The organism is Alteromonas sp. MMG017 (genome assembly GCF_018100795.1).
In the GTDB taxonomy this organism is placed as follows: domain Bacteria; phylum Pseudomonadota; class Gammaproteobacteria; order Enterobacterales; family Alteromonadaceae; genus Alteromonas.
In genome coordinates, this window is the sequence record NZ_JAGJDY010000002.1 from 246,949 (window position 1) to 269,117 (window position 22,169).

The 22,169-nt window shown below is 44.4% G+C and carries 23 protein-coding genes and 1 pseudogene; 14 read left to right on the forward strand and 10 right to left on the reverse strand.

All coding sequences use genetic code 11. The features are described 5' to 3' along the window. Window positions 1–79: 79 nt before the first annotated feature. Both J8L84_RS03435 and arsC read right to left on the reverse strand, forming a co-directional pair. Window positions 80–1,375, reverse strand: a complete 1,296-nt coding sequence (locus J8L84_RS03435; protein ID WP_211069468.1) for a DUF445 family protein — start codon at window positions 1,373–1,375, stop codon at window positions 80–82. Between the two features lie 3 nt (window positions 1,376–1,378). After that, window positions 1,379–1,801, reverse strand: a pseudogene (gene arsC / locus J8L84_RS03440) (arsenate reductase (glutaredoxin)). A 387-nt stretch (window positions 1,802–2,188) separates the two neighbouring features. Here arsC and J8L84_RS03445 point away from each other — a divergent pair. Both J8L84_RS03445 and J8L84_RS03450 read left to right on the forward strand, forming a co-directional pair. Next, window positions 2,189–2,860: a DUF4097 family beta strand repeat-containing protein gene (locus J8L84_RS03445; RefSeq protein WP_211069469.1), complete on the forward strand. Its 672-nt coding sequence runs from the start codon at window positions 2,189–2,191 to the stop codon at window positions 2,858–2,860. 31 nt (window positions 2,861–2,891) lie between these two features. Next, complete coding sequence (locus tag J8L84_RS03450) at window positions 2,892–3,458, forward strand: sugar O-acetyltransferase (protein ID WP_211069470.1); 567 nt, start codon at window positions 2,892–2,894, stop codon at window positions 3,456–3,458. Between the two features lie 99 nt (window positions 3,459–3,557). Here the strand turns inward: J8L84_RS03450 and dkgB are convergent, their stop codons facing one another. From dkgB to J8L84_RS03480, 6 genes are all read right to left on the reverse strand, one after another. Next, entirely contained in the window at window positions 3,558–4,361 is an 804-nt protein-coding gene (gene dkgB / locus J8L84_RS03455; RefSeq protein ID WP_211069471.1) for a 2,5-didehydrogluconate reductase DkgB, read from the reverse strand. A 273-nt stretch (window positions 4,362–4,634) separates the two neighbouring features. Then, the gene (rluB, locus tag J8L84_RS03460; protein WP_211069472.1) at window positions 4,635–5,531 is read right to left on the reverse strand and encodes a 23S rRNA pseudouridine(2605) synthase RluB; all 897 of its coding nucleotides are present in this window, start codon (window positions 5,529–5,531) and stop codon (window positions 4,635–4,637) included. Beyond that, window positions 5,524–6,168, reverse strand: a complete 645-nt coding sequence (gene scpB, locus J8L84_RS03465) for an SMC-Scp complex subunit ScpB (RefSeq protein ID WP_211069473.1) — start codon at window positions 6,166–6,168, stop codon at window positions 5,524–5,526. The genes rluB and scpB overlap by 8 nt, the downstream gene beginning before the upstream one ends. 2 nt (window positions 6,169–6,170) lie before the next feature. Next, a complete protein-coding gene (locus tag J8L84_RS03470) occupies window positions 6,171–6,983 on the reverse strand; it encodes a ScpA family protein (protein WP_211069474.1) in 813 nt (270 codons plus the stop codon). Between the two features lie 9 nt (window positions 6,984–6,992). After that, window positions 6,993–7,613 (reverse strand): L-threonylcarbamoyladenylate synthase, encoded by a 621-nt coding sequence (locus tag J8L84_RS03475; RefSeq protein ID WP_062086778.1) that lies wholly within the window; start codon window positions 7,611–7,613, stop codon window positions 6,993–6,995. Between the two features lie 89 nt (window positions 7,614–7,702). Continuing rightward, window positions 7,703–8,593: a PHP domain-containing protein gene (locus J8L84_RS03480; RefSeq protein ID WP_211069475.1), complete on the reverse strand. Its 891-nt coding sequence runs from the start codon at window positions 8,591–8,593 to the stop codon at window positions 7,703–7,705. Window positions 8,594–8,877: 284 nt separating this feature from the next. On the opposite strand from J8L84_RS03480, the gene J8L84_RS03485 reads away from it, so the two are divergent. Genes J8L84_RS03485 through J8L84_RS03515 form a run of 7 tightly spaced genes read left to right on the forward strand, consistent with a single transcriptional unit; the run spans window position 8,878 to window position 15,875 of the window. Further along, window positions 8,878–10,500: an anthranilate synthase component 1 gene (locus J8L84_RS03485; protein ID WP_211069476.1), complete on the forward strand. Its 1,623-nt coding sequence runs from the start codon at window positions 8,878–8,880 to the stop codon at window positions 10,498–10,500. Then, window positions 10,497–11,126, forward strand: a complete 630-nt coding sequence (locus J8L84_RS03490) for an aminodeoxychorismate/anthranilate synthase component II (protein WP_211069477.1) — start codon at window positions 10,497–10,499, stop codon at window positions 11,124–11,126. The genes J8L84_RS03485 and J8L84_RS03490 overlap by 4 nt, the downstream gene beginning before the upstream one ends. A 4-nt stretch (window positions 11,127–11,130) precedes the next feature. After that, complete coding sequence (gene trpD, locus J8L84_RS03495; protein WP_211069478.1) at window positions 11,131–12,162, forward strand: anthranilate phosphoribosyltransferase; 1,032 nt, start codon at window positions 11,131–11,133, stop codon at window positions 12,160–12,162. Then, window positions 12,155–13,552, forward strand: a complete 1,398-nt coding sequence (gene trpCF / locus J8L84_RS03500; RefSeq protein WP_211069479.1) for a bifunctional indole-3-glycerol-phosphate synthase TrpC/phosphoribosylanthranilate isomerase TrpF — start codon at window positions 12,155–12,157, stop codon at window positions 13,550–13,552. The genes trpD and trpCF overlap by 8 nt, the downstream gene beginning before the upstream one ends. Before the next feature lie 15 nt (window positions 13,553–13,567). Further along, the gene (gene trpB, locus J8L84_RS03505; RefSeq protein WP_061997530.1) at window positions 13,568–14,749 is read left to right on the forward strand and encodes a tryptophan synthase subunit beta; all 1,182 of its coding nucleotides are present in this window, start codon (window positions 13,568–13,570) and stop codon (window positions 14,747–14,749) included. Continuing rightward, window positions 14,749–15,558: a tryptophan synthase subunit alpha gene (gene trpA, locus J8L84_RS03510; RefSeq protein ID WP_211069480.1), complete on the forward strand. Its 810-nt coding sequence runs from the start codon at window positions 14,749–14,751 to the stop codon at window positions 15,556–15,558. The genes trpB and trpA overlap by 1 nt, the downstream gene beginning before the upstream one ends. Before the next feature lie 17 nt (window positions 15,559–15,575). Beyond that, window positions 15,576–15,875: a YciI family protein gene (locus J8L84_RS03515; RefSeq protein ID WP_211069481.1), complete on the forward strand. Its 300-nt coding sequence runs from the start codon at window positions 15,576–15,578 to the stop codon at window positions 15,873–15,875. Window positions 15,876–16,228: 353 nt separating this feature from the next. Here J8L84_RS03515 and J8L84_RS03520 read toward each other — a convergent pair whose 3' ends face one another. Beyond that, on the reverse strand, window positions 16,229–16,693 hold the full coding sequence (locus J8L84_RS03520; protein ID WP_211069482.1) for a pyridoxamine 5'-phosphate oxidase family protein: 465 nt from the start codon (window positions 16,691–16,693) through the stop codon (window positions 16,229–16,231). 501 nt (window positions 16,694–17,194) lie between these two features. Between J8L84_RS03520 and J8L84_RS03525 the strand changes: the two genes are divergently transcribed. From J8L84_RS03525 to J8L84_RS03535, 3 genes are read left to right on the forward strand one after another with little or no spacing between them, the layout of a single operon-like run. After that, on the forward strand, window positions 17,195–17,470 hold the full coding sequence (locus J8L84_RS03525) for a PepSY domain-containing protein (protein WP_211069483.1): 276 nt from the start codon (window positions 17,195–17,197) through the stop codon (window positions 17,468–17,470). 1 nt (window position 17,471) lies between these two features. Beyond that, window positions 17,472–18,146, forward strand: coding sequence for a response regulator transcription factor (locus tag J8L84_RS03530; RefSeq protein WP_211069484.1), 675 nt, complete (start codon window positions 17,472–17,474; stop codon window positions 18,144–18,146). Window positions 18,147–18,156: 10 nt separating this feature from the next. Next, window positions 18,157–19,482, forward strand: coding sequence for an ATP-binding protein (locus tag J8L84_RS03535; protein ID WP_211069485.1), 1,326 nt, complete (start codon window positions 18,157–18,159; stop codon window positions 19,480–19,482). On the opposite strand, the gene J8L84_RS03540 is transcribed toward J8L84_RS03535, so the two are convergent. Further along, window positions 19,479–20,522: an AI-2E family transporter gene (locus J8L84_RS03540; RefSeq protein WP_211069486.1), complete on the reverse strand. Its 1,044-nt coding sequence runs from the start codon at window positions 20,520–20,522 to the stop codon at window positions 19,479–19,481. The genes J8L84_RS03535 and J8L84_RS03540 overlap by 4 nt on opposite strands. 75 nt (window positions 20,523–20,597) lie before the next feature. Between J8L84_RS03540 and folX the strand changes: the two genes are divergently transcribed. Together folX and J8L84_RS03550 are read left to right on the forward strand one after the other, a co-directional pair. Beyond that, complete coding sequence (gene folX / locus J8L84_RS03545) at window positions 20,598–20,966, forward strand: dihydroneopterin triphosphate 2'-epimerase (protein ID WP_057792815.1); 369 nt, start codon at window positions 20,598–20,600, stop codon at window positions 20,964–20,966. A gap of 79 nt (window positions 20,967–21,045) precedes the next feature. Next, complete coding sequence (locus J8L84_RS03550; RefSeq protein ID WP_211069487.1) at window positions 21,046–21,939, forward strand: TIGR01777 family oxidoreductase; 894 nt, start codon at window positions 21,046–21,048, stop codon at window positions 21,937–21,939. The last annotated feature ends 230 nt before the right edge of the window (window positions 21,940–22,169 follow it).

Consider the following 22,169-nt stretch of genomic DNA (forward strand, 5'->3'; position numbering starts at 1 on the left):
GTTAAGCTGGGTGGCATAAGCGTTAGAAATGCCCCCACTTGCAATATATTGCCTAAAACGTTGCTTAACCCACCATTCTCTATTGTGAAGTAAATGCGATAATTTGCTCTAGACCAAATAATAATGCACCAATTAAGCCTCCGACCAAGGTACCATTGATTCGTACCTTTTGAAGATCACGCCCAATATTGAGCTCAATTTGCTCAGCCATTTCGTTCTCATCCCAACTATTGATTGTGTCTTCAATATGCTTGGTTAAAAAGTCCGCCAACTCTGGCGCCATGTATTTTCCAGCTTCACCAATATGGCGGTCAAATGCGCTCGATAAGCGTTCATCAGTGGTTAAAGAGTGGCCTAGTTCGTTTAGCCAATGTGTCACTTTGGTTTCTGCTTTACCGCTTTCAGCGGTTAACGATTCAAGCATACGACCATGTAACGATACCCAGCTTTTATTTAAAAACGCTTTTAGGGCAGGGTCATGAACCAGTTGCTCTTTATAATTATTGATACGTTGCGCCATCGACTCACTAGTTTGCACTTCGTGTAAAAAGTCATTTACCTGCTCGTCAAACGCGTGTCTTAGTGGATGATCATCATCGGCATACACGTCATCAAGTACGCGAGAAACCGCTTTTACCGCGATTAGTGCTCCCCGCTCACTCAACCAGGTTGAGGGAAGTAGCTTTTCTAAACGGTTATGCTCTGTTTTAAGCCAATCTATGAGTGTGGCGGCAATATATTCCTGTGTTTCAGGCTCACCCATTAATTTAGCAACGTTTCCTAGCAACTTGTCTAGCACAAGCTGATGATGGCGCTCTCGGGTAATACTGCTTAACACAGTAGCTATCAGCTGTTGTAAGTCGAGTTGATTAATTCCTTTTTCTGCCGTTTTTCCAATGAAGGCTTTAACCGGTTTGTCATCCACTAGACGAAGAATACCGGCAAGTGCATCACATAAAAATCGGCTTAATTTTTTCGCATGTTGAGGGTCTTCCAACCATCGCCCAGCCCCTTTCGCAGGCTGGCTAGACGCAATGAGCGTTTCAATGGCACTCGCATGAAAAAACTTTTCTTTTACAAATTGTGATAGGTTTTGCGCTATCACTTTTTTATTGCTTGCGACAATATTGGTATGAGGGATGGGATACCGTGCAGGTATAGGCTTGAAAAGCGCTGTCACTGCAAACCAGTCAGCGAGCCCACCGACTAATGCGGCTTCGCTGGCCATTTTTATAAGCCCCAACCATTTAGCACTCGCCAAGCTGGGAACGTAAACTTGTGTAACAATGGCACTAACGAAAACACCCGCGGCTATCAATAAGCAAATTAATGCATTTTGCTTCGCTCGCTTTAACTGCGAATGTTTGTCGTGCATAAATTACATCCTTTTACCAAGTTCATCTAAAATTTGCTCACCATCTTCTTTAAAATACGGGCCTTGTGGCCAGGAAGGTAGTAAATCGAGTACTTTTTCACTAGGCCGACACAGCCCAACACCTTTTTCTGTGCAAACTATAGGCCTATTTACCAAAACCGGATGTTTCAACATAGCATCAAGCAAAATATCGTCTTATACCGATTCATCTAATAACCCTAACTCTTCTGCAGGTGACTTTGTTGTTCTAAGCGCTTGTCTGGGGGTTAAACTAGCGGCAGCAAACAACCCAAGTAACTGAGATCGAGTCCAACCTTCTTTTATATAATCTACAACAATCGGCGAATAGCCGGCATCTTCAATAATTTTTAATACGTTACGGGATGTGCCGCAAGCGGGGTTATGGTGAATAACAATCATAAAAATAGCCCTTGAAAGAAATTACTTAATAAGTTAATTATTCACACTGGCCACATATGGTATTTCATATTTATTATCATTTAAGTGTGTGTCCGACGAATCTCGAGTGTGTGTCCAATTATCGAATAGCTGCCAGCGCTACTTTTACAATCAGGTTCTTACAGCGCTTAATTGTTCAAATTAAAAACCACTCGAAAACCTAACAATTGGTGTATTTCGCTATTATCTAGCGAAGTTTTTAAAAGCCATAATTAAGACATGACATGAAAAACTGTAAACCACTGATAATTAATAAAAATTACTTTTGGCATGCTCTATGAAAGATGATTGTGAAAGATAACCAGATATTAATGCGTAATTTATAACGCTAAACACCACTGAAAAGGCTTTTCGATGAAAAAAACACTTATTGCCAGCACTCTATTCTTTGCAGCTACAACAATGCTTTCAGGCTGCGTCGTCCATGTTGGCCACGCTAGTGCTCAAGAGGGTGAAGATATTAGTAGCGTATTTGGTAGCGTAGATGTAGCAACACATCGTTCAGTAGGCGACCTTTCATCAGTCAATGGCGATGTATCGCTAGAAGATCATACCCAAGCCGAAGATATTAGTGTTGTCAATGGTAGTGTAGAAATGGGTTCTCACGTTCGCGTTGATGAAATCAACATCGTCAATGGTGACCTTGAAGCTGGTTCACATCTACATGTAGCCAACAGTATTGAAACGGTTAACGGCGACGTAAGCATTGCACAACAAAGCACAATTCAAGGTAGCGTAGAGACCGTTAATGGTGATATTCAAATTGCTGACAGCATTGTTGAGAACAATATTGAGAGTATGAATGGAGACATCACCCTCAAAGGCGATACGTTAATTAAGGGCGACATTATTTACAAAATGCGTGACGAAGGCTGGCTGGAAAGAAATAGCACAAAACCTAAGCTTACGATTGAAGTTGATGTGTCTATTGGCGGCTCAATAATTCTTGAACGCCCGGTAAATTTGGATATTGCTAACCCTGCACTGCAAGAAAAAGTGATTGTCAGTTATTCGTCTAGCAAGTAAGGTCTGGGCATTATCCCAAATGTAGACTGGTATGAACGAAAAACAAAAAATGTTATCCGGTGAACTTTACTATCCTAACGATCGTGAATTAACTGGGTTGCGTAAGGCCTGTCGGGTACAACTAGATGAGCTTAATGCTACATGTCAAACAGAGCACAAAGCTCGTACCCGTCAATTAAAGGCGCTTTTTGGCGCTACAGGCAAGCGCTTATACATAGAGTCGTCTTTCAAATGTGACTATGGCGAAAACATTCATGTAGGTGAAAACTTTTACGCTAATTTTAATTGCGTAATACTGGATGCTGCCAAGGTGATTATTGGCGATAATTGTATGATTGCGCCGCAAGTAGGTATATACACCGCAACGCACCCTATCGACCCAATATCAAGGCAAACCGGTATTGAGTTCGCCAAGCCTATCACCATCGGTCACAATTGCTGGATTGGCGGTATGGCGGTGATAAACCCAGGTGTTAGCTTGGGCGATAATGTGGTAGTGGCTTCAGGAGCTGTAGTTACAAAGAGTTTCGGCGACAACGTGGTTATTGGCGGTAATCCGGCCAAAATAATCAAACACGTTGAGGTTGGCGAGGTATAGGCCCTCATATATGTACAGAACCTACGTATCTCTCTACGAGTAGCCCTCCCACCACGCTATTGGTGAGAGGGTTATAAATGTTTATCTAATGATAAGAGCCTAATCCCACTTGGGCGCGAAGTCTGGATTAACGATGCGCTCACCGTTATCTAACTCATCGATGCGGGTAATATCATCATCCGTTAGAGAAAGTTCGGTATAAGAGAAATTTTGCGCCAAGTGCTTTTTATTGGTTGAAGAAGGAATGGTGTTAATCCCTTTCTTGTCTAACCATGCCAACACCACCTGTGCGGGGTTAGAGTCATGCGCATCTGCAATAGCCGTTAATGTGTCATCTTTCATTACATCACCGACGGCAAAAGGCATGTAAGCCGTTACGCCTATACCGCGCTCTTCACAAACCTGTACAACCTGACGGTTCTGCATGAACGGGTGAAGCTCAATTTGGTTTGTGTATATCTCACCCTTACCAAGTATTTCCTCAGCCTGTTTAATCTGATCTATCGTAAAGTTAGACACCCCGATATGACGGGTCAAACCAAGGTCTTTAGCTTGCTTTAAACGCATGAGGTAGTCTTCAAGGGAGATGTCGTCACCTGGGTAAGGCCAGTGAATAAGCAGTAAATCGACATACTCCACTTTTAGCTTCGACAAACTCTCGTGAACGCTAGGAATAAACTTATCTTCACTGAATGATTCATACCACACCTTGGTGGTAATGAATAAATCAGAGCGAGCGATGCCGCTGGTTTTAATAGCGTCGCCAACAAGCTCCTCGTTTTTGTATATTTGCGCGGTATCTACATGTCTAAAACCTACATCTAGTGCATCGGTTACCGCATTGAGTGCAGTATCGCCTTCCAAACGGAATGTTCCCATTCCTAACTGAGGCATATCTTTCATATCAGTCTCCTTTTTGTGCACGTTTATCAAGTCATTGATGTGTTGTTCCTACGCACTCAAACCACGGGGAGATCGAATTCATTGAAAAAAGTTAACCTACGCAACACACGCCGATACACTCATACGGTATTGATGCTGGAACTAAGTGCGATTAAGCCTAGCGGATATGGGCTTGCTAAGCATACGCCTAATTAGCATAGCCGTGTCCGAAAGATAATTTCGCAAAAAAAACGGGCAAAGCCCGTTTTTCTAATCAATTTGTTCAGATTGCTGTTAACGCTTAGGCGTTCTCGCTACCCGCTTTTTAACACCGCCATTTTCTTTACGTACCTTGTGTTTTTTCACAGAGCGACGCATACGGCTTAAACGTGCATGATCTAGTTTGCCTTGGCGTACATCCACCATGGTTTGCGTTTCTTCAGGTAATTGCACAATGTCACGTAGTGCGTTGACATCTTCTAAACCCAGCTCTACCCAAGCCCCTTGTGGCAAACGCTTTTGTAAGTCCATTGGACCGTATTTAACACGGATTAATCGGCTTACCTGCACACCTTGAGATTCCCACAAGCGTCGTACTTCTCGGTTACGCCCTTCTTTAAGCGTAACGTTGAACCAACGGTTCATGCTTTCTTCTTCAGAGCCGGGAGGGGCAACTTTACCCGAGATACTCAAAAACTTAGCTTCACCGTCTTCAAGTTGAACGCCCTTTTTCAAGGTATTTAACGTTTGATGCGTTACGTCACCAAATACACGTACAGCATATTCGCGCTCTACTTCACACTTAGGGTGCATCAAACGGTTTGCAAGCTCACCATCGTTGGTAAACAACAATAGGCCGCTTGTGTTCATATCTAAACGCCCTACCGCAATCCAGCGGCCCATACGAATAGCAGGTAAACGGTCAAACACCGTGTCGCGCCCTTCCGGATCGTGGCGGCTGCATAACTCGCCTTCAGGCTTGTTATACATTAAAACGCGGCATACAGGCTGTTCAGTTTGACGAGACAACAAGTGTCCATCAACACGAATCTGGCCACTCTCGTCAACACGGTCGCCCAATGTTGCCAATGTACCATTCACCGAAACGCGGCCTTGTTCAATCCAACGTTCCATTTCTCGTCGCGAGCCTAGCCCTTGATTAGCTAGTACTTTTTGCAACTTTTCAGTCATTTGTATCACTCTTTATTTGCTTGTTTTCGGTCGCACGGTCTGTTACCTCAGACGGTGCCTCATTTAACACCTTAAGCGACGAGGTGGGCTCAATACTTTTTGCCATTTCATCAAAAGCATCGGAATTTGGAAGCTCCGACAATGATGAAAGCGAAAAGTAATCTAAAAAAGTATGGGTGGTGGCATATAACGCTGGCCTGCCTGGCACTTCTTTATGCCCCACTACTTTTACCCATTCTCGTTCTGTGAGTGTCTTCATTATACTACTGCTTACCGCTACGCCTCTTACTTGCTCAATTTCTCCACGAGTAATAGGTTGACGATAGGCAATAAGTGCCAAAGTTTCCAACATAGCGCGGGAATACTTTGGGGCAGTTTCCTGCCATAGTTTGCTCAACCATGGACTTAACGCATCCACAGATTGAAATCGGTAGCCACTGGCTACCTTCACTAATTGTATCCCCCTAGGTTGATAATCTAAGGTTAGCTCATTAATAACGGTCTTTAAGGTTCTTTCTGCAACCGTGAAGTCACTTAGCACCGTATCTCTTAATTGCTGAATAGACACCGGAGCATCGGCAACGAAGATGGCGGCTTCAACCAGTTGTTTTAATTGAGCTGTTTTAATTTTTTTCATTATTACTCAACACTGCTGCCTAATTTTACATGAATTCGGGCGTAAGGACCTGCCTGAATACAAAAAATAAGCTGCTCTTTTACCAACTCTAAAATGGCTAAGAAGCACACCACGACACCAGCGCGACCTTCTTCCACCGTGAACAACCCTTCAAGAGGCGTAAATTCATTGGCGTTTATCAAACTAAGAATTAACGACATTCGTTCACGGGTACTTAAGGCTTCACGGGCAATGGTATGGTGTTCAAATGCCGCTGCCCGTTTCATTGCTCCACTAAACGCGAGGACAATTTCCGCTAGGCTTATCTCTGGCTCAATTCGCACTGGCGAAACACTGTCAGCTACCAATACTTGGGTATCAAAAATGTCTCGTTCTAAACGAGGTTGAATATCCAAGTCTTCAGCGGCTTGTTTAACCAGTTCGTATTCTTTTAGCCGCCTAATAAGTTCAGCCCGAGGATCTTCTTCTTCGTCGCTATCGCTACTACGTTTAGGTAACAATAATCTAGATTTTATCTCGGCTAAAATTGCGGCCATTAATAGATATTCTGCCGCTAACTCTAGTTTTAACGACATCATGGCATCGACATATTCCATGTATTGCTTAGTGATTGTCGCCACCGGCAAGGTAATAATATCGAACTTTTGCTTTCGAATAAGGTACAGCAGAAGGTCGAGCGGCCCTTCAAACGTTTCTAAAATAACTTCTAGTGCATCAGGCGGAATAAATAAGTCTTCAGGCTTTTCTATTAACGCCTCGCCGTGAATAAATGCGAGCGGAAGCGGCTGCTGAATAGGCGATTGCTCACTGCTCATCTGTATTCACTATTCAAATGGGGCAGGATCGCCCGTACCACGGCGCATGATGACAGGAGTATCTTCAGATAAATCAATAACGGTAGTAGGCTGCTCACCCAAATAGCCGCCGTGAATGATAACCCCCACCTGCTTTTCTAAATTATCGCGAATAACGTCTGGATCTGATTCTGCCATGGTATTACCAGGCAAAATAAGCGAGGTAGACATCAGCGGCTCGCCAAGGGTTTCAAGCAGCGCTAACGCAATGGCGTTATCAGGCACACGAATACCAATGGTCTTACGCTTGGGGTTTTGCAAACGCTTGGGCACTTCACGGGTGGCTTTTAGTACAAACGTGTACGACCCTGGCGTGTTATTTTTAATTTGTCTAAATGCCGTATTGTCTACTTTGGCGTAAATAGATAATTCAGACATATCTCGGCACATGAGCGTGAAGTTATGATCTTTGCCAATCTCTCGAATACGGCATAGTTGCTCTAGGGCTTTTTTGTCTTCCATTTGACAACCAATGGCATAGCCAGAATCGGTAGGATAAACCACTACCGCCCCTTCGCGTATAAGCTCACAAGCTTGGTTCAACAAACGTTGCTGTGGGTTTTCAGGATGAATATAGAAAAACTGACTCATAATAATGTCCTGTTCATGCCTATTGCTTGGCTTCTGTTACTATCTAGCTAAAGAAAGGCAGCTAATACCACCCTGCGAGCAGCTAGCCGCTAATCATTACGACTAGGTGTAGGTGTAGATTGATTTACAGCATCTGCAAATCCTTCTACCACAGGCCAATCGTGCCAAATAGGCGTTAAGTTACTGCTAATGCCCAAATTCTTACCTAGCTCTGTCCATCGTGATGGAAAGTGAAAATCAGAGCCTGCCGAGGCCAATAAATTATGGCTGGCAGCGAGTTCATTCACCAGCGCTTGCTTGTCTTTACTGATCCCAGGAAACGCGGTTTCAATAGCATCACCACCTACTTGGGCAAAAAAATCGACTAATCTGCGTAGCCATTTTGCCGTCATATCGTAATGCACTGGATGGGCTAGTACAGCTTGTCCACCCGCACCGTGGATCCACTCAATAGCAGTTTCCACACTTGGCCAGTCTGCTTTTACCGCTGCACGCTTACCTTTGCCCAAATACTTTTTAAACGCAGCATTCATAGTATCCAAGCCATAGTTGTTAACAAGTACGCGAGCAAAATGTGCTCGGGTTATTTGTCCTTCGCCAGCTAATGCCATGGCACGTGGAAGTACACCTTCAAAACCGCACTTACCTAACTTTTCAGCTATTTTTTCTGCTCTAGCTTGGCGGGTTTGCGCTTGGCCTTCAAGTTGCGCTAAAAAGGTTGGGTTAGTTCTATCAACATTTAACCCCACAACATGAATATCGAAACCATGCCAGTTGGTGGAAATTTCAACACCGTCAATGATTTTTAGCGGCCGTTTTTGTTTCGCTTGCGTGTTGTGCGCCATTTCTAATCCCGCCACTGTGTCGTGGTCGGTAATGGCTAGCACGTCAACCTGCATGGTGTGCGCACGCAGTATAAGCTCCTCTGCAGTGAGGTGCCCATCGGAGAATTTGGTATGGCTGTGGAGATCTATTTTCAAAGGCTTTTCAATAATTGGTTGACACAAAGGTGAATTTGTTTTCTTCTATACGCACAAGTATACAGATTTACGCCTTCGATAACTATCGATGTTCGTACAAGATTGAACCAAACACGAGTTTATTCATGCAATTAATGACAATCACAACAGCAACAACTATTGCTTCTTGGTGGTGGCACTCCCTCGATTAACGGGTGGTGTGCGCATTTGTGCGTGAATAAAACACAAAAGGCCCGTATTTACGGGCCTTTTTTTTATCTTTTTGCAGTCGGAGAGTGGCAAAAATGAGTTTAGCGGAACTGGGCACAACCCCAGGCAAAGTGGAAACAATTGAGCAAGTTGGGCATTACATCGACGACCCTCTTGCAGCCTTCGCACATATTTGTGCCAAACGTCCTAATGCCTTGTTGTTAGAGTCGGCAGAAATTGACTCTAAAGATGATTTACAAAGTTTATTGATGGTGCAAGCGGCCTTGCGCCTAGAATGCAATGGCAACCGAGTTGAGGTTAAGGCCCTAACGGCAAACGGCGCTTCCGTACTGCCAATTTTTAAAACGCAGTGCCCTTCAGGGGTAACATGCGTTGACAGCACCGACACATCAGTCACCTTATTATGTGAATCTGCGGATGCGCAGTTGGACGAAGACAGCCGCTTAAAGTCTGCAAGTGTGATGGATACCTTGCGCATTATCGTGAAAAAAATCACGCCTATTCGTCAACACCCTCACGCGCTCTTTGTAGGCGGTGTATTTGCCTATGACATGCTAGCAGGTTTTGAATCGCTCCCCCATGTAGATGATGGTGAGAATGATTGCCCTGATTTTGTGTTTTACTTGGCAGAAACGCTTATTACGGTAGATCACCAAACTCGCGAAACTCATCTTATTGGCAGCGTATTTAGCGGTGAAGACGTGGCCCAGCAATATTTCGGGATTTCTCAGCGCTTAGAATCACTGCACCAGCAATTGCAGGCTATGCCTGAAACACCCACCTTAACTTCAGGTTCTGGTATTGATGGCGCTGTTAGTAATGGAGAGACTGCAGTAAACGTAGATAAAAGTGATGAAGAATTCTGTGACAACGTGCTCGAGTTAAAGCAGCACATTCTGGCAGGGGATATATTCCAAGTGGTTCCGTCTCGTACGTTCTCACTGCCATGCCCTTCACCGCTTCTTGCTTATGCACATTTAAAAGAACAAAACCCCAGCCCTTATATGTTCTTTATGCAAGATGAAGCCTTTACTATTTTTGGTGCCTCACCGGAATCAGCGCTTAAATATGAAAGTGAAAGCAACCAAGTTGAAATTTACCCCATTGCTGGTACTCGCCCTCGCGGTAAACGCCCAGATGGCAGTATCAATCATGACTTAGACAGTCGTATTGAACTTAACTTGCGTGAAGACAACAAAGAGAAGTCTGAACACATCATGCTGGTCGATTTAGCTCGAAATGATGTGGCGAAAGTAAGCCGCCCTGGAAGCCGCTTCGTAAAAGACTTATTGAAAGTAGATCGCTATTCTCATGTTATGCACCTTGTTTCTCGTGTTGTTGGTCAACTTCGTGATGATTTAGATGCGCTACATGCGTATCAAGCATGTATGAACATGGGCACCTTAGTGGGTGCGCCAAAAGTAAGTGCCGCTACATTGATTCGTGAAGTAGAGCAAAAACGTCGTGGCAGTTATGGTGGCGCAGTAGGCTATATAAATGGCCAAGGCGATATGGATACCTGCATTGTTATTCGCTCGGCATTCGTGAAAAACGGCCGCGCGTTCATACAAGCCGGTGCCGGTGTAGTTTATGACTCTATTCCACAAGCTGAAGCCGATGAAACCCGTGCAAAAGCGCAAGCTGTTATTAGCGCGGTTAGCGCAGCACTTAAAGCGGAAGCGGAGACACAAGCATGAGCATGTCTATGATCAACAAAACCACCTTATTCTTGCTCGATAACGTCGACTCTTTTACCTATAACTTGGTAGATGAATTACGCGCGCTTGATTTAGAGATAAACGTATACCGCAACACCGTGTGCGCCGATATGTTATTCGAAAAAATGCAAGAGCAAGCTACCAAAAGCCCAGTATTGCTAATGCTATCGCCAGGCCCAGGCGCACCAAGCGAAGCGGGCTGTATGCCAGCTTTACTTGAAAAAGTTGCAGGTACCTTTCCTGTTCTAGGCATTTGCTTAGGACATCAAGCCATTGTTGAATACTATGGCGGCATTGTGGGCCGCGCCACGCAAGTAATGCACGGAAAAAGTTCTGCTATCATCCATTCAGAAAAAGACATGTTTACAGATCTGCCACAGCCATTACATGTAGCTCGTTATCATTCGTTAGCCGCACAAACACTCCCTGACGCTCTTGAGCCTTGTGCGTCTTGTGTTAACGACGATGGCTCTGAAACCGTCATGGCCGTGTTTAATAAAACTGATAAAATGCTGGGCTTTCAATTTCACCCTGAGTCGATATTAACGGCCCAAGGTAGTGTGTTGCTGAAGCAAAGCATCGACTATTTAACGCAACAAGGATAAAGCCATGTTTGACGCTACTCCATTACTTGAAAAACTTATCAAACAAACGGCGCTGTCTCAAACCGAAGCTTACACATTGTTCAACAGTCTTATGCACGGTGAACAAAGCGAAGCCGTTATTGCAGCCGTGCTCACAGCACTAAAAATTAAGCATGAATCACCCGGTGAAATTGCCGGTGCGGCTAGTGCCATGGTGGCGAACGCCAAGCCATTTCCTGCCCCCACCTACCCGTTCGCCGACATCGTAGGCACAGGCGGAGATGGACACAACACCATCAATATTTCTAGCGCTGCGGGTGTTGTTGCAGCTGCGTGTGGTGTGAAAGTGGCCAAACATGGCAACAGAAGTGTCTCGAGTAAATCTGGCTCCGCCGATTTGTTCAAACAGTTCGGGTTGAATTTGGAAATTACCCCAGAATTGTCGAGAAAATGCTTAGATGAAGCAAATTTCACATTTCTTTTTGCGCCGGTTTATCACGCGGGCATGCGTTTCGCAGCCCCCGTCCGTGCTGCCCTGAAGACCAGAACATTGTTCAACATACTAGGTCCACTAGCCAATCCAGCGGGCCCAACGCATGGTGTGTTCGGCGTTTACTCTCCCGAACTGCTTGAACCTTACGCAAAAACCCTTATGCTTCTTGGCCAACATCGCGCCATGATTGTTCACGGCGACGGTCTAGATGAGCTTGCTCTGCATGGGGAATCTATCATTTACGATCTTGAGCACGGTGATATTCGTAAGTTAACCGTGACCGCTGAAGACTTCGGCCTTTCCTCATACCCATTATCGGCCATTGAGGGCGGCGAGCCAGAAGAGAACAAGAAATACATTGAAGCTGCGTTAGCCGGTGAAGGCCATGAAGCCCATCGTGCTGCCATTGCCATGAACTGCGGCGCACTACTTAAAGTTACCGGTACCGCCGATTCATTTAAAGACGGTACCGAGATGGCCATGCAGGCTATGAAAGACGCAAAACCTTTGGCGGTATTAAACCAAGTTGCCAAAATCAGTCAGGAGGTCAGCACTGATGCCTAATGTGCTAGAAAAAATTGTCGCCGATAAACGCATTGAAGTTGATGCCAGAAAAACGGCTTTGCCCCTTGAAAGCTTTAAATCAGCTCTAGTGCCTTCAAACAAAAGCTTGTTTGATGCATTGAACGAACCGAATGCGGGCTTTATTTTTGAATGTAAAAAAGCCTCGCCCTCAAAAGGGCTTATTCGCGAACATTTCGACCTAGATGAAATTTTAGCCGCATACACACCCTATGCCGCGGGCATTTCAGTACTTACTGACGAGAAGTACTTTCAAGGTAAATTTGAATATTTGGCCTACGTTACAGAACGTGTAGCACAGCCTGTGTTAAACAAAGATTTCTTTATTGATACTTATCAGGTTTATTTGGCTCGTCATTACAACGCCGATGCCGTGCTGCTGATGCTAAGCGTGTTAGACGATGCGCAGTATCGTGAACTTGCCACCGTGGCCAATAGCTTGTCGTTAGATATTCTTACTGAAGTGAGTAACGAAGAAGAAATGCATCGCGCCATTGCCCTTGAAGCAAACATCATTGGCATCAACAACCGTAACTTACGCGACTTATCCACTGATTTAGCGACCACAGAACACTTGGTGCCTATGCTGGAAAAGGCTACGCACGACTTTGTTGTGATTTCAGAATCTGGCATTTATACCCATGAAGATGTACTTCGCTTAAGCCCGCTTTGCCAAGGTTTCTTGGTAGGCAGTGCACTTATGTCGCAAGCTAATTTAAATCGGGCTGTTCGCAGCGTAATTTACGGTTCGGTAAAAGTGTGCGGGTTAACCAGTGCTGCACAAGCACAACTTGCATTTGAAAGTGGCGCCAGTATGGGCGGGCTGATTTTCGCTGAAAAATCACCTCGCTGCGTCACCGAATCTACTGCAAAAGATATCGTAGAAACCGTTGAAGGCGATTACGTAGGCGTGTTTGTAAATCACGACATCGATTATGTTGCCAAGTTAGCTACATCGCTCTCGCTAGCCGCCGTTCAATTGCACGGCAGCGAAGATGCAGCATATCGAGCAACGCTGAAAAACGCCCTGCCAGCAAGTTGTGAAATATGGCAAGCCGAAGGCGTGAAAGGCGCATTGCCTGAGCAACTACCTCAGCTATTAGAAGACGAGAATATCGATTATGTACTACTTGATTGCCAAGTAGGTAATGCCAAAGGCGGTACAGGTGAAAGCTTCGATTGGCGATTGTTAGACAATATAGCCAACAAGCAAAAAATTATTCTAGCCGGTGGAATTAACGCTACCAATATTGCCCAAGGCATTAACGTAGGCTGCGCAACCATCGACGTAAATTCAGGGGTAGAGAGTGCCCCAGGCGAAAAGTCGGCTGAAAAGTTAGCCGAGCTATTTTCAATTTGTCGCCGCTATTAACACTTAGGACAACGCATGAATCAATTAGATACAAAATTTGGAGAGTTCGGTGGCATGTATGTGCCAGAACTACTTATTCCTGCACTGGACCAACTAGAAAAAGCGTTTCTAGATGCGAAAGATGATCCTAGCTTCAATAAAGAGTTTTTGGGGTTATTAAAAGATTACGCAGGTCGCCCAACAGCGATGACGCTAACCCGCAATTTGGTGAGCAACCCTAAGGTAAAATTGTACCTTAAACGTGAAGACTTACTTCACGGTGGTGCCCACAAAACCAACCAAGTATTGGGTCAAGCGCTTTTAACAAAGCGTATGGGTAAAACCGAAGTGATTGCAGAAACTGGCGCTGGCCAGCACGGCGTTGCTACTGCGTTAGCATGCGCACTATTAGGCCTAAAAGCCCGTATTTATATGGGTGCTAAAGATGTAGAGCGTCAAGCGCCTAACGTTTTCCGTATGAAGCTAATGGGTGCAGAAGTTATTCCGGTAAATGCTGGCTCTGGCACACTCAAAGATGCGGTAAACGAAGCCATGCGTGATTGGTCTGCTAATTACGATACAGCACATTATCTGTTAGGTACGGCTGCAGGTCCTCACCCATTCCCAACAATCGTACGTGAATACCACCGCATGATTGGCGAAGAGACCCGTGCACAAATTTTAGAAAAAGAAGGCCGTTTGCCAGATGCTGTTGTGGCTTGTGTAGGTGGTGGTTCAAATGCCATTGGCATGTTTGCTGATTTCATCGACGAACCTTCTGTAAGACTTGTGGGTGTTGAGCCTGCCGGTAAAGGGGTGCACACCAAAGAGCACGGCGCCACTATTGTGACCGGGACCAAAGGTATATTGCACGGCGCTTACACCTTCATTATGCAAGACCATGAAGGTCAGATTGAAGAGAGCTACTCAGTTTCTGCCGGATTAGATTACCCAGCAGTTGGCCCTCAACATGCTTATTTAGCTGAAACAGGCCGTGCTGAGTACGTTGCAGCTACCGATGAAGAAGCCCTTAACGCGTTCCAATTACTCGCACGCAAAGAAGGTATTATTCCTGCGCTTGAGTCTTCACACGCCCTTGCACACGCATTAAATATGGCCGACGAAGCAGAAGAAGAAACCATTATTGTGGTGAACTTATCTGGCCGTGGTGATAAAGACTTGGCTCACGTAACCAAAATTTTAGGGGACAAACTGTAATGGAAAGATATGCAGAAATGTTTGCGCGCCTAGACGCAAAAAATGAAGGCGCTTTTGTTCCCTTCGTAATGATAGGCGACCCTGACTTAGCGCAATCTGAAGCGATTATTTGCCAATTAGTAGAAAGTGGTGCCGATGCTTTGGAATTGGGTATCCCTTACTCAGATCCAATCGCTGATGGCCCTACTATTCAAGCCGCTAGTATTCGTGCCCATAAAAGTAAGGTTTCAGTAGCCAATTGTTTTGAATTACTGGCTCGCGTTCGTAGTAAGTACCCACAAGTTCCTATTGGTTTGCTTTTATACAGTAATTTAGTAATGGCACAATCAATCGATGGTTTTTACAAAAAAGCCAGTGATGCAGGTGTCGATTCTATTTTGGTTGCTGATGTTCCTATCCGCGAAGCTGCGCCATTTCAAAAAGCGGCAGATGCCAATGGCATTTCACAAATTTTGATAGCTCCACCGAATGCAACCGATGAAACCATGGAAAAAATTGGTGAATATTCGAAAGGCTATACCTACTTGTTAGGTAGAGCTGGGGTTACTGGCGCTGAAACTGCGGTTGAAATTCCTGCCGCAGAGTTGATTGCACGACTAACAGCACACAAGTGTGCCCCCCCATTACTTGGGTTTGGTATTTCTACGCCAGCACAAGTTAAGTCGGCTATTGATGCTGGTGCAGCAGGTGCTATTTCGGGCTCCGCTACAGTGAACTTAATTGCGGCAAACTTAGACGACAATAATGCGATGCTAAGTGCATTAGGTGAGTTTGTTCAGTCTATGAAAGCGGCTACTGCTAAAGATTAAGGATTAGGTGTCATAATATGCTTTATATGATTTGCGCTACCGATGTAGCAAATAGCTTAGAAAATCGTTTAGCGGCCCGCCCTGCACATTTAGCGCGTTTAAATACGTTAAAGGATGAAGGCAGGTTAGTGATAGCTGGCCCCTTCCCCGCTATCGACAGCCCAGATCCTGGCCCAGCAGGTTTTACCGGTTCATTGGTGGTTGCAGAGTTTGAATCGCTAGAAGCGGCGCAAGCGTGGGCAGATGCCGACCCTTACATTGAAGCGGGCGTTTACGAAAGCGTAATGGTTAAGCCATATAAGAAAGTGCTTCCTTAGCGGTGATTGAGCTGCGCCTATTTATGGTTTTATAACGAGTAAAGGCGCTATGGCAAGCTTTTAAGCCCTTTGTGGAAAATACGTTAATCAAGCAATGAGCTTCGATTTTCGCCAATAAAAAAGCCTGAGAGAAATGCTGACACATTCCTTTCAGGCTTTTTTGTGTGCAACGCTAAATTGGACAAACGCTAAATTGGACAAACGCTAAATCGGACACACACTCAAATCCAAACCATTTTTAAATTTGGACAGTCACTCCAATTATGCGTTCCGCTGGCTAATTAGCACTTATTACCTACCGACATTTAGTTGGAAACACTTAGTTGGACACACACTCATCCAAACTGTTTTAGCTACAATGTAACTTTGTCGTGTTCACCCATTTCATCTGGTGAAATGGTTTTGCCCGTCATCAATTTAAACATCCCTTTAAGAGAAGGGTCTGCTTCCCAGATTTCGGCATCCGCCAAATTAAATCGCAGCATAAGTAGATTAGGATCGTCCTTACCTTTCTCATACCATGCCTCAACACCGTTAGACCAATACTTATCGATAATGTCTTGGCGAGTTTCCTGAACTAAAGTTCCTCGGATGCATGCAAATACATCATGGCCTTTCGACGAAAACTGTACCATTGCTTCACCACCTTCAGCGATACGATTATCCTTGGTGGTATAAAACCAAAATTCGCTATTAGCGTGCTTATCGAGCTGGGCACGCATTGGCTCAGAGTGCGTATTTTTACCAGTAAGACTTACCATTACATTTGGGCTGCTAGACATAGCTTCCCACATTGCCGTTTTAATATCGTGCGACATACTCCCTCCGTTGCATACAATTAAAATAAACTTACCTCATTACAATTCACACTACGTGCCAGAAAGAACATTAATCACTACAGACGAGGCCATACAAGGGATTTACAAACAAGGCACCCTGTAAAAACGTAAAGCATTTCGTACTAGTACCTATAACCTATTCACTCTTACAGTAAGTTTTTCACACCAACTAAAATTGAGAACTAACATTGGACACACACTTTAACTTAAGAAAAAGTTGGACAGTCACTCAAACGTGAGTGGCTTCTGTCACCTATAAACTTAAACCTTGAGTGTGTGTCCAATTCAGTAGTTAGTTGAATTTCTTGTAGACTTAAGTGACTGTCCCACATTCACTCTTGCACTTCAGGCTTGATACTAAGGCTTTATGTACACGCTCAATTTAGCAAGGTAGACTTATACAGACATTCAGTAATGGTTCAGCTCCGGTCTATATACTAGATATCTATCGGGCTTTGCCTGCTTTTTTGGTGAGGATATATGGTGAACACACTTCGCGCGGTGGCTTTAGTGCTAACCCTGTTTATATGCAGTGGTGGTAGTGCCTTTGCGCAGCAGGAAAAGAGTGGCGAATTAAGCAAGAGCCAAGCTGTGGAACGTGCCCGTCAGGTCGAAGCTGGACGTGTACTTCGTGTAAGCCAAACTAACCAGAAGTACCGCGTTAAAGTTTTAAAGGAGTCGGGCCGTGTAGTCTCTGTTGACGTAGACAAGCGCTCTGGAAAAGTGAAGACATCTAAGAAAAATTCAAAGGATTAACATGCGGATACTCATTGCTGAAGACGACAGCCGCCTACTAACCCAGCTTGACAGCCTACTACAGCAACATGGCTATAGTGTAGATTTGGCCGACAACGGCGAGCATGCGCTTTATCAACTCAATGAATATGCTTACGATTTAGCTATCATCGATATCGGCTTACCTAAAATGGATGGCTTCGAAGTTATCCGAAAAGCAAGGCAGGAAGACATCCGCTGTCCCGTACTTATCTTAACTGCTCGTGATCGCTGGCAGGAAAAAGTCGAAGGGTTAGACGCAGGAGCTGATGATTACCTTACTAAACCTTTTCACAATGAAGAGTTATTGGCACGGGTTAAAGCACTAATTCGTCGCGCCTCTGGCCAAGCAAACCCTGTCATACAGTTCGGTCCTATTTCGCTGGACACAGTCGCAGAAGAAATTACCGTCAATGATGCCCCTCTTGAATTGACTGCGTATGAATACAAAGTCATGGAATACTTGATGCTGAACCCGCAGAAAGTGGTCTCGAAAACAGAGTTAACTGAGCATATTTACGATCAAGATTTTGATCTCGATAGTAACGTGATTGAAGTTTTTGTTGGCCGGTTGCGTAAAAAGCTAGATCCTGAAGGTAGCTTCAAGCCCATTGAAACCCTTCGAGGGCGTGGATATAGGATTAACCGCAATCTATGAAGCATAACCGATGAAACAATTGTCGCTGAGAATACGGAGCATTCTATTAGCGATGGGCGTACTTGCCCTTTTTGCACCGCTGACTGTGGTTATTTTAGATGACGCCTATACCACTAGTTTAACCCAGGCCAAGATGAGTGAACTTCGACTCATGAACCTAGGGTTGCTCTCGGCTTTTGAGCTAGACGGCGATATTCCCTTCATGCCTGAGATTTTATACGAAGAGCAACTTAACTTACCTGGCTCTGGTTACTTAGGTGTGATTGTTTTTCGTGGCCACGTTGTATGGCAGTCAGCTTCAGCATTAGATTACACCTTGCCTGCCCCAAATCTTAACGTCAATGTAGGTAACGAGCTCTTCGTTGAATCTTACACGGCCAATTTCGACGGCAATACAGATTATTTCGCCTACGCGTTTACCGCCGAATTTGCCTCAGAGAGCAACTTCGAACCAGTCCGTTTTTACATTTTCAATAATAAGCACCTGTTTGATGAAGAGCGAGAAACCTTTATATCTGTGGTGTGGCGTTGGCTACTTATCTTATCCCTCGGTTTGCTTGTACTGATAATAGTGGGGATCAGCCTTGTGCTTATGCCAGTAAGAAAACTTATTAGCGAAATATCCCTTACCTCTACCGGCCAGAAACAACAGCTTGATGCGCACTACCCTGTCGAATTTAATCCATTAAAACAGTCAATTAATGAGCTGATTGAATCTGAATCTCAGCAGCGAGCTCGTTATAAAAATAGCTTGGGCGACCTTGCTCATAGTTTAAAAACACCACTAGCCGTGGCTTTAGGGGTTAAGAAGCTTCCTGAGCAAGCCGTTGAATCTTTAAATCAAATTGACCAGATCATTCAACGCCAATTAAAACGTGCTAGTGCGGGTAAAACCGGGTGGCAAGCGGCTATCCCTCTGTTACCTATCACACAAAAAGTGGCTAACGCCATGGATAAAGTATATCAGCATAAACAATTGTCGATAACGATTGAAGCCATTAACAAGGTCGCCATAAAGGCTGACGAAACCGATATTATGGAAATGGTAGGTAACCTGTTAGATAACGCCTGTAAGGCTGCAGACTCGAAGGTATTGGTTACGCTAATCAACGAAGGAAACTGGGCGGTGTTGACCATTGATGATGATGGCCCCGGCGTCCCTTCGGATAAGAAACAAGCACTGTTAGAGCGTGGTACTCGATTAGATACTTACGCAGACGGACAAGGAATTGGCATGGCCTTGGTAAGCGACCTTGTTGCCATCTACCAAGGTAAACTGCTTATCGAGCGCGCCCCTATTGGCGGCGCTCGCTTTATTGTGAAGTTCCCGGTTTAAGCTCTTTCTTTTTTATCGCCCGCACTAGACAACAACACCGCAAGCCATTGGCTTTCCTCTCGAGACTCTAGTGCTATTTTCACTACCATCGTAAGTGGCACAGATAACAGCATTCCAACTGTACCTAATAACCATCCCCAGAAAATAAGAGATAAAAACACCACTAAGGTAGATAGCCCCATTCCTTTGCCCATCAACCTTGGCTCTACCATATTGCCCATAATGGTATTTACTAACAAAAAGCCCAATGCCGCCATGCCTGCTGACGCCAAACCATATTGAACAAACGCAATAAGTACAGCGGGAAGTGCAGCGATTATTGAGCCTATGTTAGGGATGAAGTTCAGCATGAATGCCAATACAGCCCATAATAGAAAATGGTCGATACCCATCACATAAAGCCACGTACCGATAATTAACCCCGTCCCTAAACTCACCACTGTTTTAATAGCCAAATAGCTATTTACTGAACGAATGAAACGGTCGATGTGCTTTAATTTCATGTCAGGGTCTGACAATGCAATGTGAAGACGTTTTGGAATGCTGTCTGCCTCAAACAACATAAAAATAACCGTTAACAATATAAGGAACAAGTTCGACAATACGCCGCCCATACCGCTAATAAAATTGGTCGCGACTGACATCGCGGTGGCGGGGTCTAAGTGTGTGGCAATTAGCTCTTGGTTAACGTTAATATTGTATTGTGCGAGTTTTTCTATAATCCACGAAAATTCGGTATCAAGCTTAGCCCGGTACTCTGGAAGATTTTCTCTAAATTCCGTCATAGACTGTCCTACAAGGCCAGCAAGAAGAAATCCAAAGACTAGTATTAATAGTATTACTAAGGTGATAGAAAGCCATTTAGGCACGCCAAAACGTCCGGTCCAATGAATGATTGGGCTACACGCAATAGCAATAAATATTGATAAGAAAAAAGGTACCATAATTGTACTAGCGGACTTTATACCCGCCATGACAACAACTAAACAAGCGAGAACAACAAGTACTTTCGCTATGGGTGAGCGCAATTCCATGGACATTTTTGTGCATCATTCCTAATAAAAAACTCAAACACTTTACAGTGACTTATACATAACTACAAATACGAGAACACAATGACCTTCAACTTAGCCACAATTAAAATTAAAAACCTGAGATTGAGAACTTATATTGGTATTAACGAAGATGAAATCATCAATAAACAAGACGTTATCGTTAATGTGAAAATTGATTACGATGCCCAAAGAGCGACAGACAGCGACAACATGGAAGACGCGCTAAACTATAAGGTGATTACCAAGGCCATCATAAAGCTGGTAGAAGACAACCGATTTTCATTGCTCGAAAAACTCACTGCTGACGTATTAAGTTTAGCTGCTGAACATTCATCAGTCCGTTACGCCGAAGTAGAGGTTGATAAGCCTCATGCACTGCGATTTTCTGACTCGGTGTCGCTAACGCTTTCGTGTAATAAAACCGGTTGAGCGTTGTTCAGGACTTTTTATAAGCACTTATGTAGGCACTTATATAGGCATTTTGCTAACTCTCTTATAGGCATATTGTATGAAAATTTTAATGTCAGGCGGCACTGGCCTTATCGGTAGCGCGTTTATTAATAAATTTAAAAACGAGCATCAGTTTACTGTCATAACAAGAGCCCCCCAAAAAGCTAAGCAACAGTTGGGTGACGATGTGGCTTTTGTTTCAGAGGTGAGTGACATTGATGATATTGGAATTTTCGATGCCATCATCAACTTAGCTGGCGAACCCATTGCCGATAAACGTTGGACAGACACACAAAAGCAGAGAATCTGCGATAGCCGGTGGGATATTACATCTAAACTTGTGGCAAAAATTAATAGTGCGAGCACCCCACCACCAGTATTTATTTCTGGTTCGGCCATTGGTTTTTATGGCAGTAAAGGTAGTGTTGATGTTACCGAGCAAACGCCCCCCCACGAAGAGTTCACCCACGACCTTTGTGCCAAATGGGAAGCTATCGCAACGTCTGTCGCTCGCAGCGAAACGCGTGTATGTACGCTTAGAACCGGTGTAGTGTTAGCTAAAAATGGTGGGGCATTGGAAAAAATGGCACTACCCTTCAAACTAGGCTTAGGCGGTAAAATAGGCAGTGGCGATCAGTATTTATCATGGATCCACATTGATGACATGGTATCGGCTATTGCATATCTACTTGAACATGACAGCTGCCATGGGCCGTTTAACCTTACAGCTCCATCACCTTCGACTAATAAAGATTTCTCGCAGACATTAGCAGCAGCGCTTTCAAGACCGTGTTTGTTTACCGTACCGGGCTTCGTTCTGAAGATAGCTATGGGAGAGTCTTCTGACATGATACTAAAAGGGCAAAAGGTGCTACCTGAAAAGCTCGTTACCTCAGGCTACACGTTTACCTTCCCTACATTACAAGGTGCGCTTGAAGCAATTTATAAGTAGTGAAGCTTATTTGCACTGAGTCAACTTCACTTAATTGGACACACACTCAAATTTCATCTAAGAGATTACATTTAACTTTAAATGAAATTGGACACACACTCGAATTAGGGTGTGTGTCCAATAATTTGTAGGTTGGCTTGCACGACCATCTTAAGCGAAATAGAACACTCACTTGAGTGACTGTCTAATTTACTCACATTTTAAAACGGCTTTTCTTAACTCTTATTGGC

What these genes read in the sequence shown, in the direction of transcription:
- J8L84_RS03435 (WP_211069468.1), bottom strand. Translation starts at nt 1,375, where the DNA reads ATGCACGACAAACATTCGCAGTTAAAGCGAGCGAAGCAAAATGCATTA.
- J8L84_RS03445 (WP_211069469.1), top strand. Translation starts at nt 2,189, where the DNA reads ATGAAAAAAACACTTATTGCCAGCACTCTATTCTTTGCAGCTACAACA.
- J8L84_RS03450 (WP_211069470.1), top strand. Translation starts at nt 2,892, where the DNA reads ATGAACGAAAAACAAAAAATGTTATCCGGTGAACTTTACTATCCTAAC.
- dkgB (WP_211069471.1), bottom strand. Translation starts at nt 4,361, where the DNA reads ATGAAAGATATGCCTCAGTTAGGAATGGGAACATTCCGTTTGGAAGGC.
- rluB (WP_211069472.1), bottom strand. Translation starts at nt 5,531, where the DNA reads ATGACTGAAAAGTTGCAAAAAGTACTAGCTAATCAAGGGCTAGGCTCG.
- scpB (WP_211069473.1), bottom strand. Translation starts at nt 6,168, where the DNA reads ATGAAAAAAATTAAAACAGCTCAATTAAAACAACTGGTTGAAGCCGCC.
- J8L84_RS03470 (WP_211069474.1), bottom strand. Translation starts at nt 6,983, where the DNA reads ATGAGCAGTGAGCAATCGCCTATTCAGCAGCCGCTTCCGCTCGCATTT.
- J8L84_RS03475 (WP_062086778.1), bottom strand. Translation starts at nt 7,613, where the DNA reads ATGAGTCAGTTTTTCTATATTCATCCTGAAAACCCACAGCAACGTTTG.
- J8L84_RS03485 (WP_211069476.1), top strand. Translation starts at nt 8,878, where the DNA reads ATGAGTTTAGCGGAACTGGGCACAACCCCAGGCAAAGTGGAAACAATT.
- J8L84_RS03490 (WP_211069477.1), top strand. Translation starts at nt 10,497, where the DNA reads ATGAGCATGTCTATGATCAACAAAACCACCTTATTCTTGCTCGATAAC.
- trpD (WP_211069478.1), top strand. Translation starts at nt 11,131, where the DNA reads ATGTTTGACGCTACTCCATTACTTGAAAAACTTATCAAACAAACGGCG.
- trpCF (WP_211069479.1), top strand. Translation starts at nt 12,155, where the DNA reads ATGCCTAATGTGCTAGAAAAAATTGTCGCCGATAAACGCATTGAAGTT.
- trpB (WP_061997530.1), top strand. Translation starts at nt 13,568, where the DNA reads ATGAATCAATTAGATACAAAATTTGGAGAGTTCGGTGGCATGTATGTG.
- trpA (WP_211069480.1), top strand. Translation starts at nt 14,749, where the DNA reads ATGGAAAGATATGCAGAAATGTTTGCGCGCCTAGACGCAAAAAATGAA.
- J8L84_RS03515 (WP_211069481.1), top strand. Translation starts at nt 15,576, where the DNA reads ATGCTTTATATGATTTGCGCTACCGATGTAGCAAATAGCTTAGAAAAT.
- J8L84_RS03520 (WP_211069482.1), bottom strand. Translation starts at nt 16,693, where the DNA reads ATGTCGCACGATATTAAAACGGCAATGTGGGAAGCTATGTCTAGCAGC.
- J8L84_RS03525 (WP_211069483.1), top strand. Translation starts at nt 17,195, where the DNA reads ATGGTGAACACACTTCGCGCGGTGGCTTTAGTGCTAACCCTGTTTATA.
- J8L84_RS03530 (WP_211069484.1), top strand. Translation starts at nt 17,472, where the DNA reads ATGCGGATACTCATTGCTGAAGACGACAGCCGCCTACTAACCCAGCTT.
- J8L84_RS03535 (WP_211069485.1), top strand. Translation starts at nt 18,157, where the DNA reads ATGAAACAATTGTCGCTGAGAATACGGAGCATTCTATTAGCGATGGGC.
- J8L84_RS03540 (WP_211069486.1), bottom strand. Translation starts at nt 20,522, where the DNA reads ATGTCCATGGAATTGCGCTCACCCATAGCGAAAGTACTTGTTGTTCTC.
- folX (WP_057792815.1), top strand. Translation starts at nt 20,598, where the DNA reads ATGACCTTCAACTTAGCCACAATTAAAATTAAAAACCTGAGATTGAGA.
- J8L84_RS03550 (WP_211069487.1), top strand. Translation starts at nt 21,046, where the DNA reads ATGAAAATTTTAATGTCAGGCGGCACTGGCCTTATCGGTAGCGCGTTT.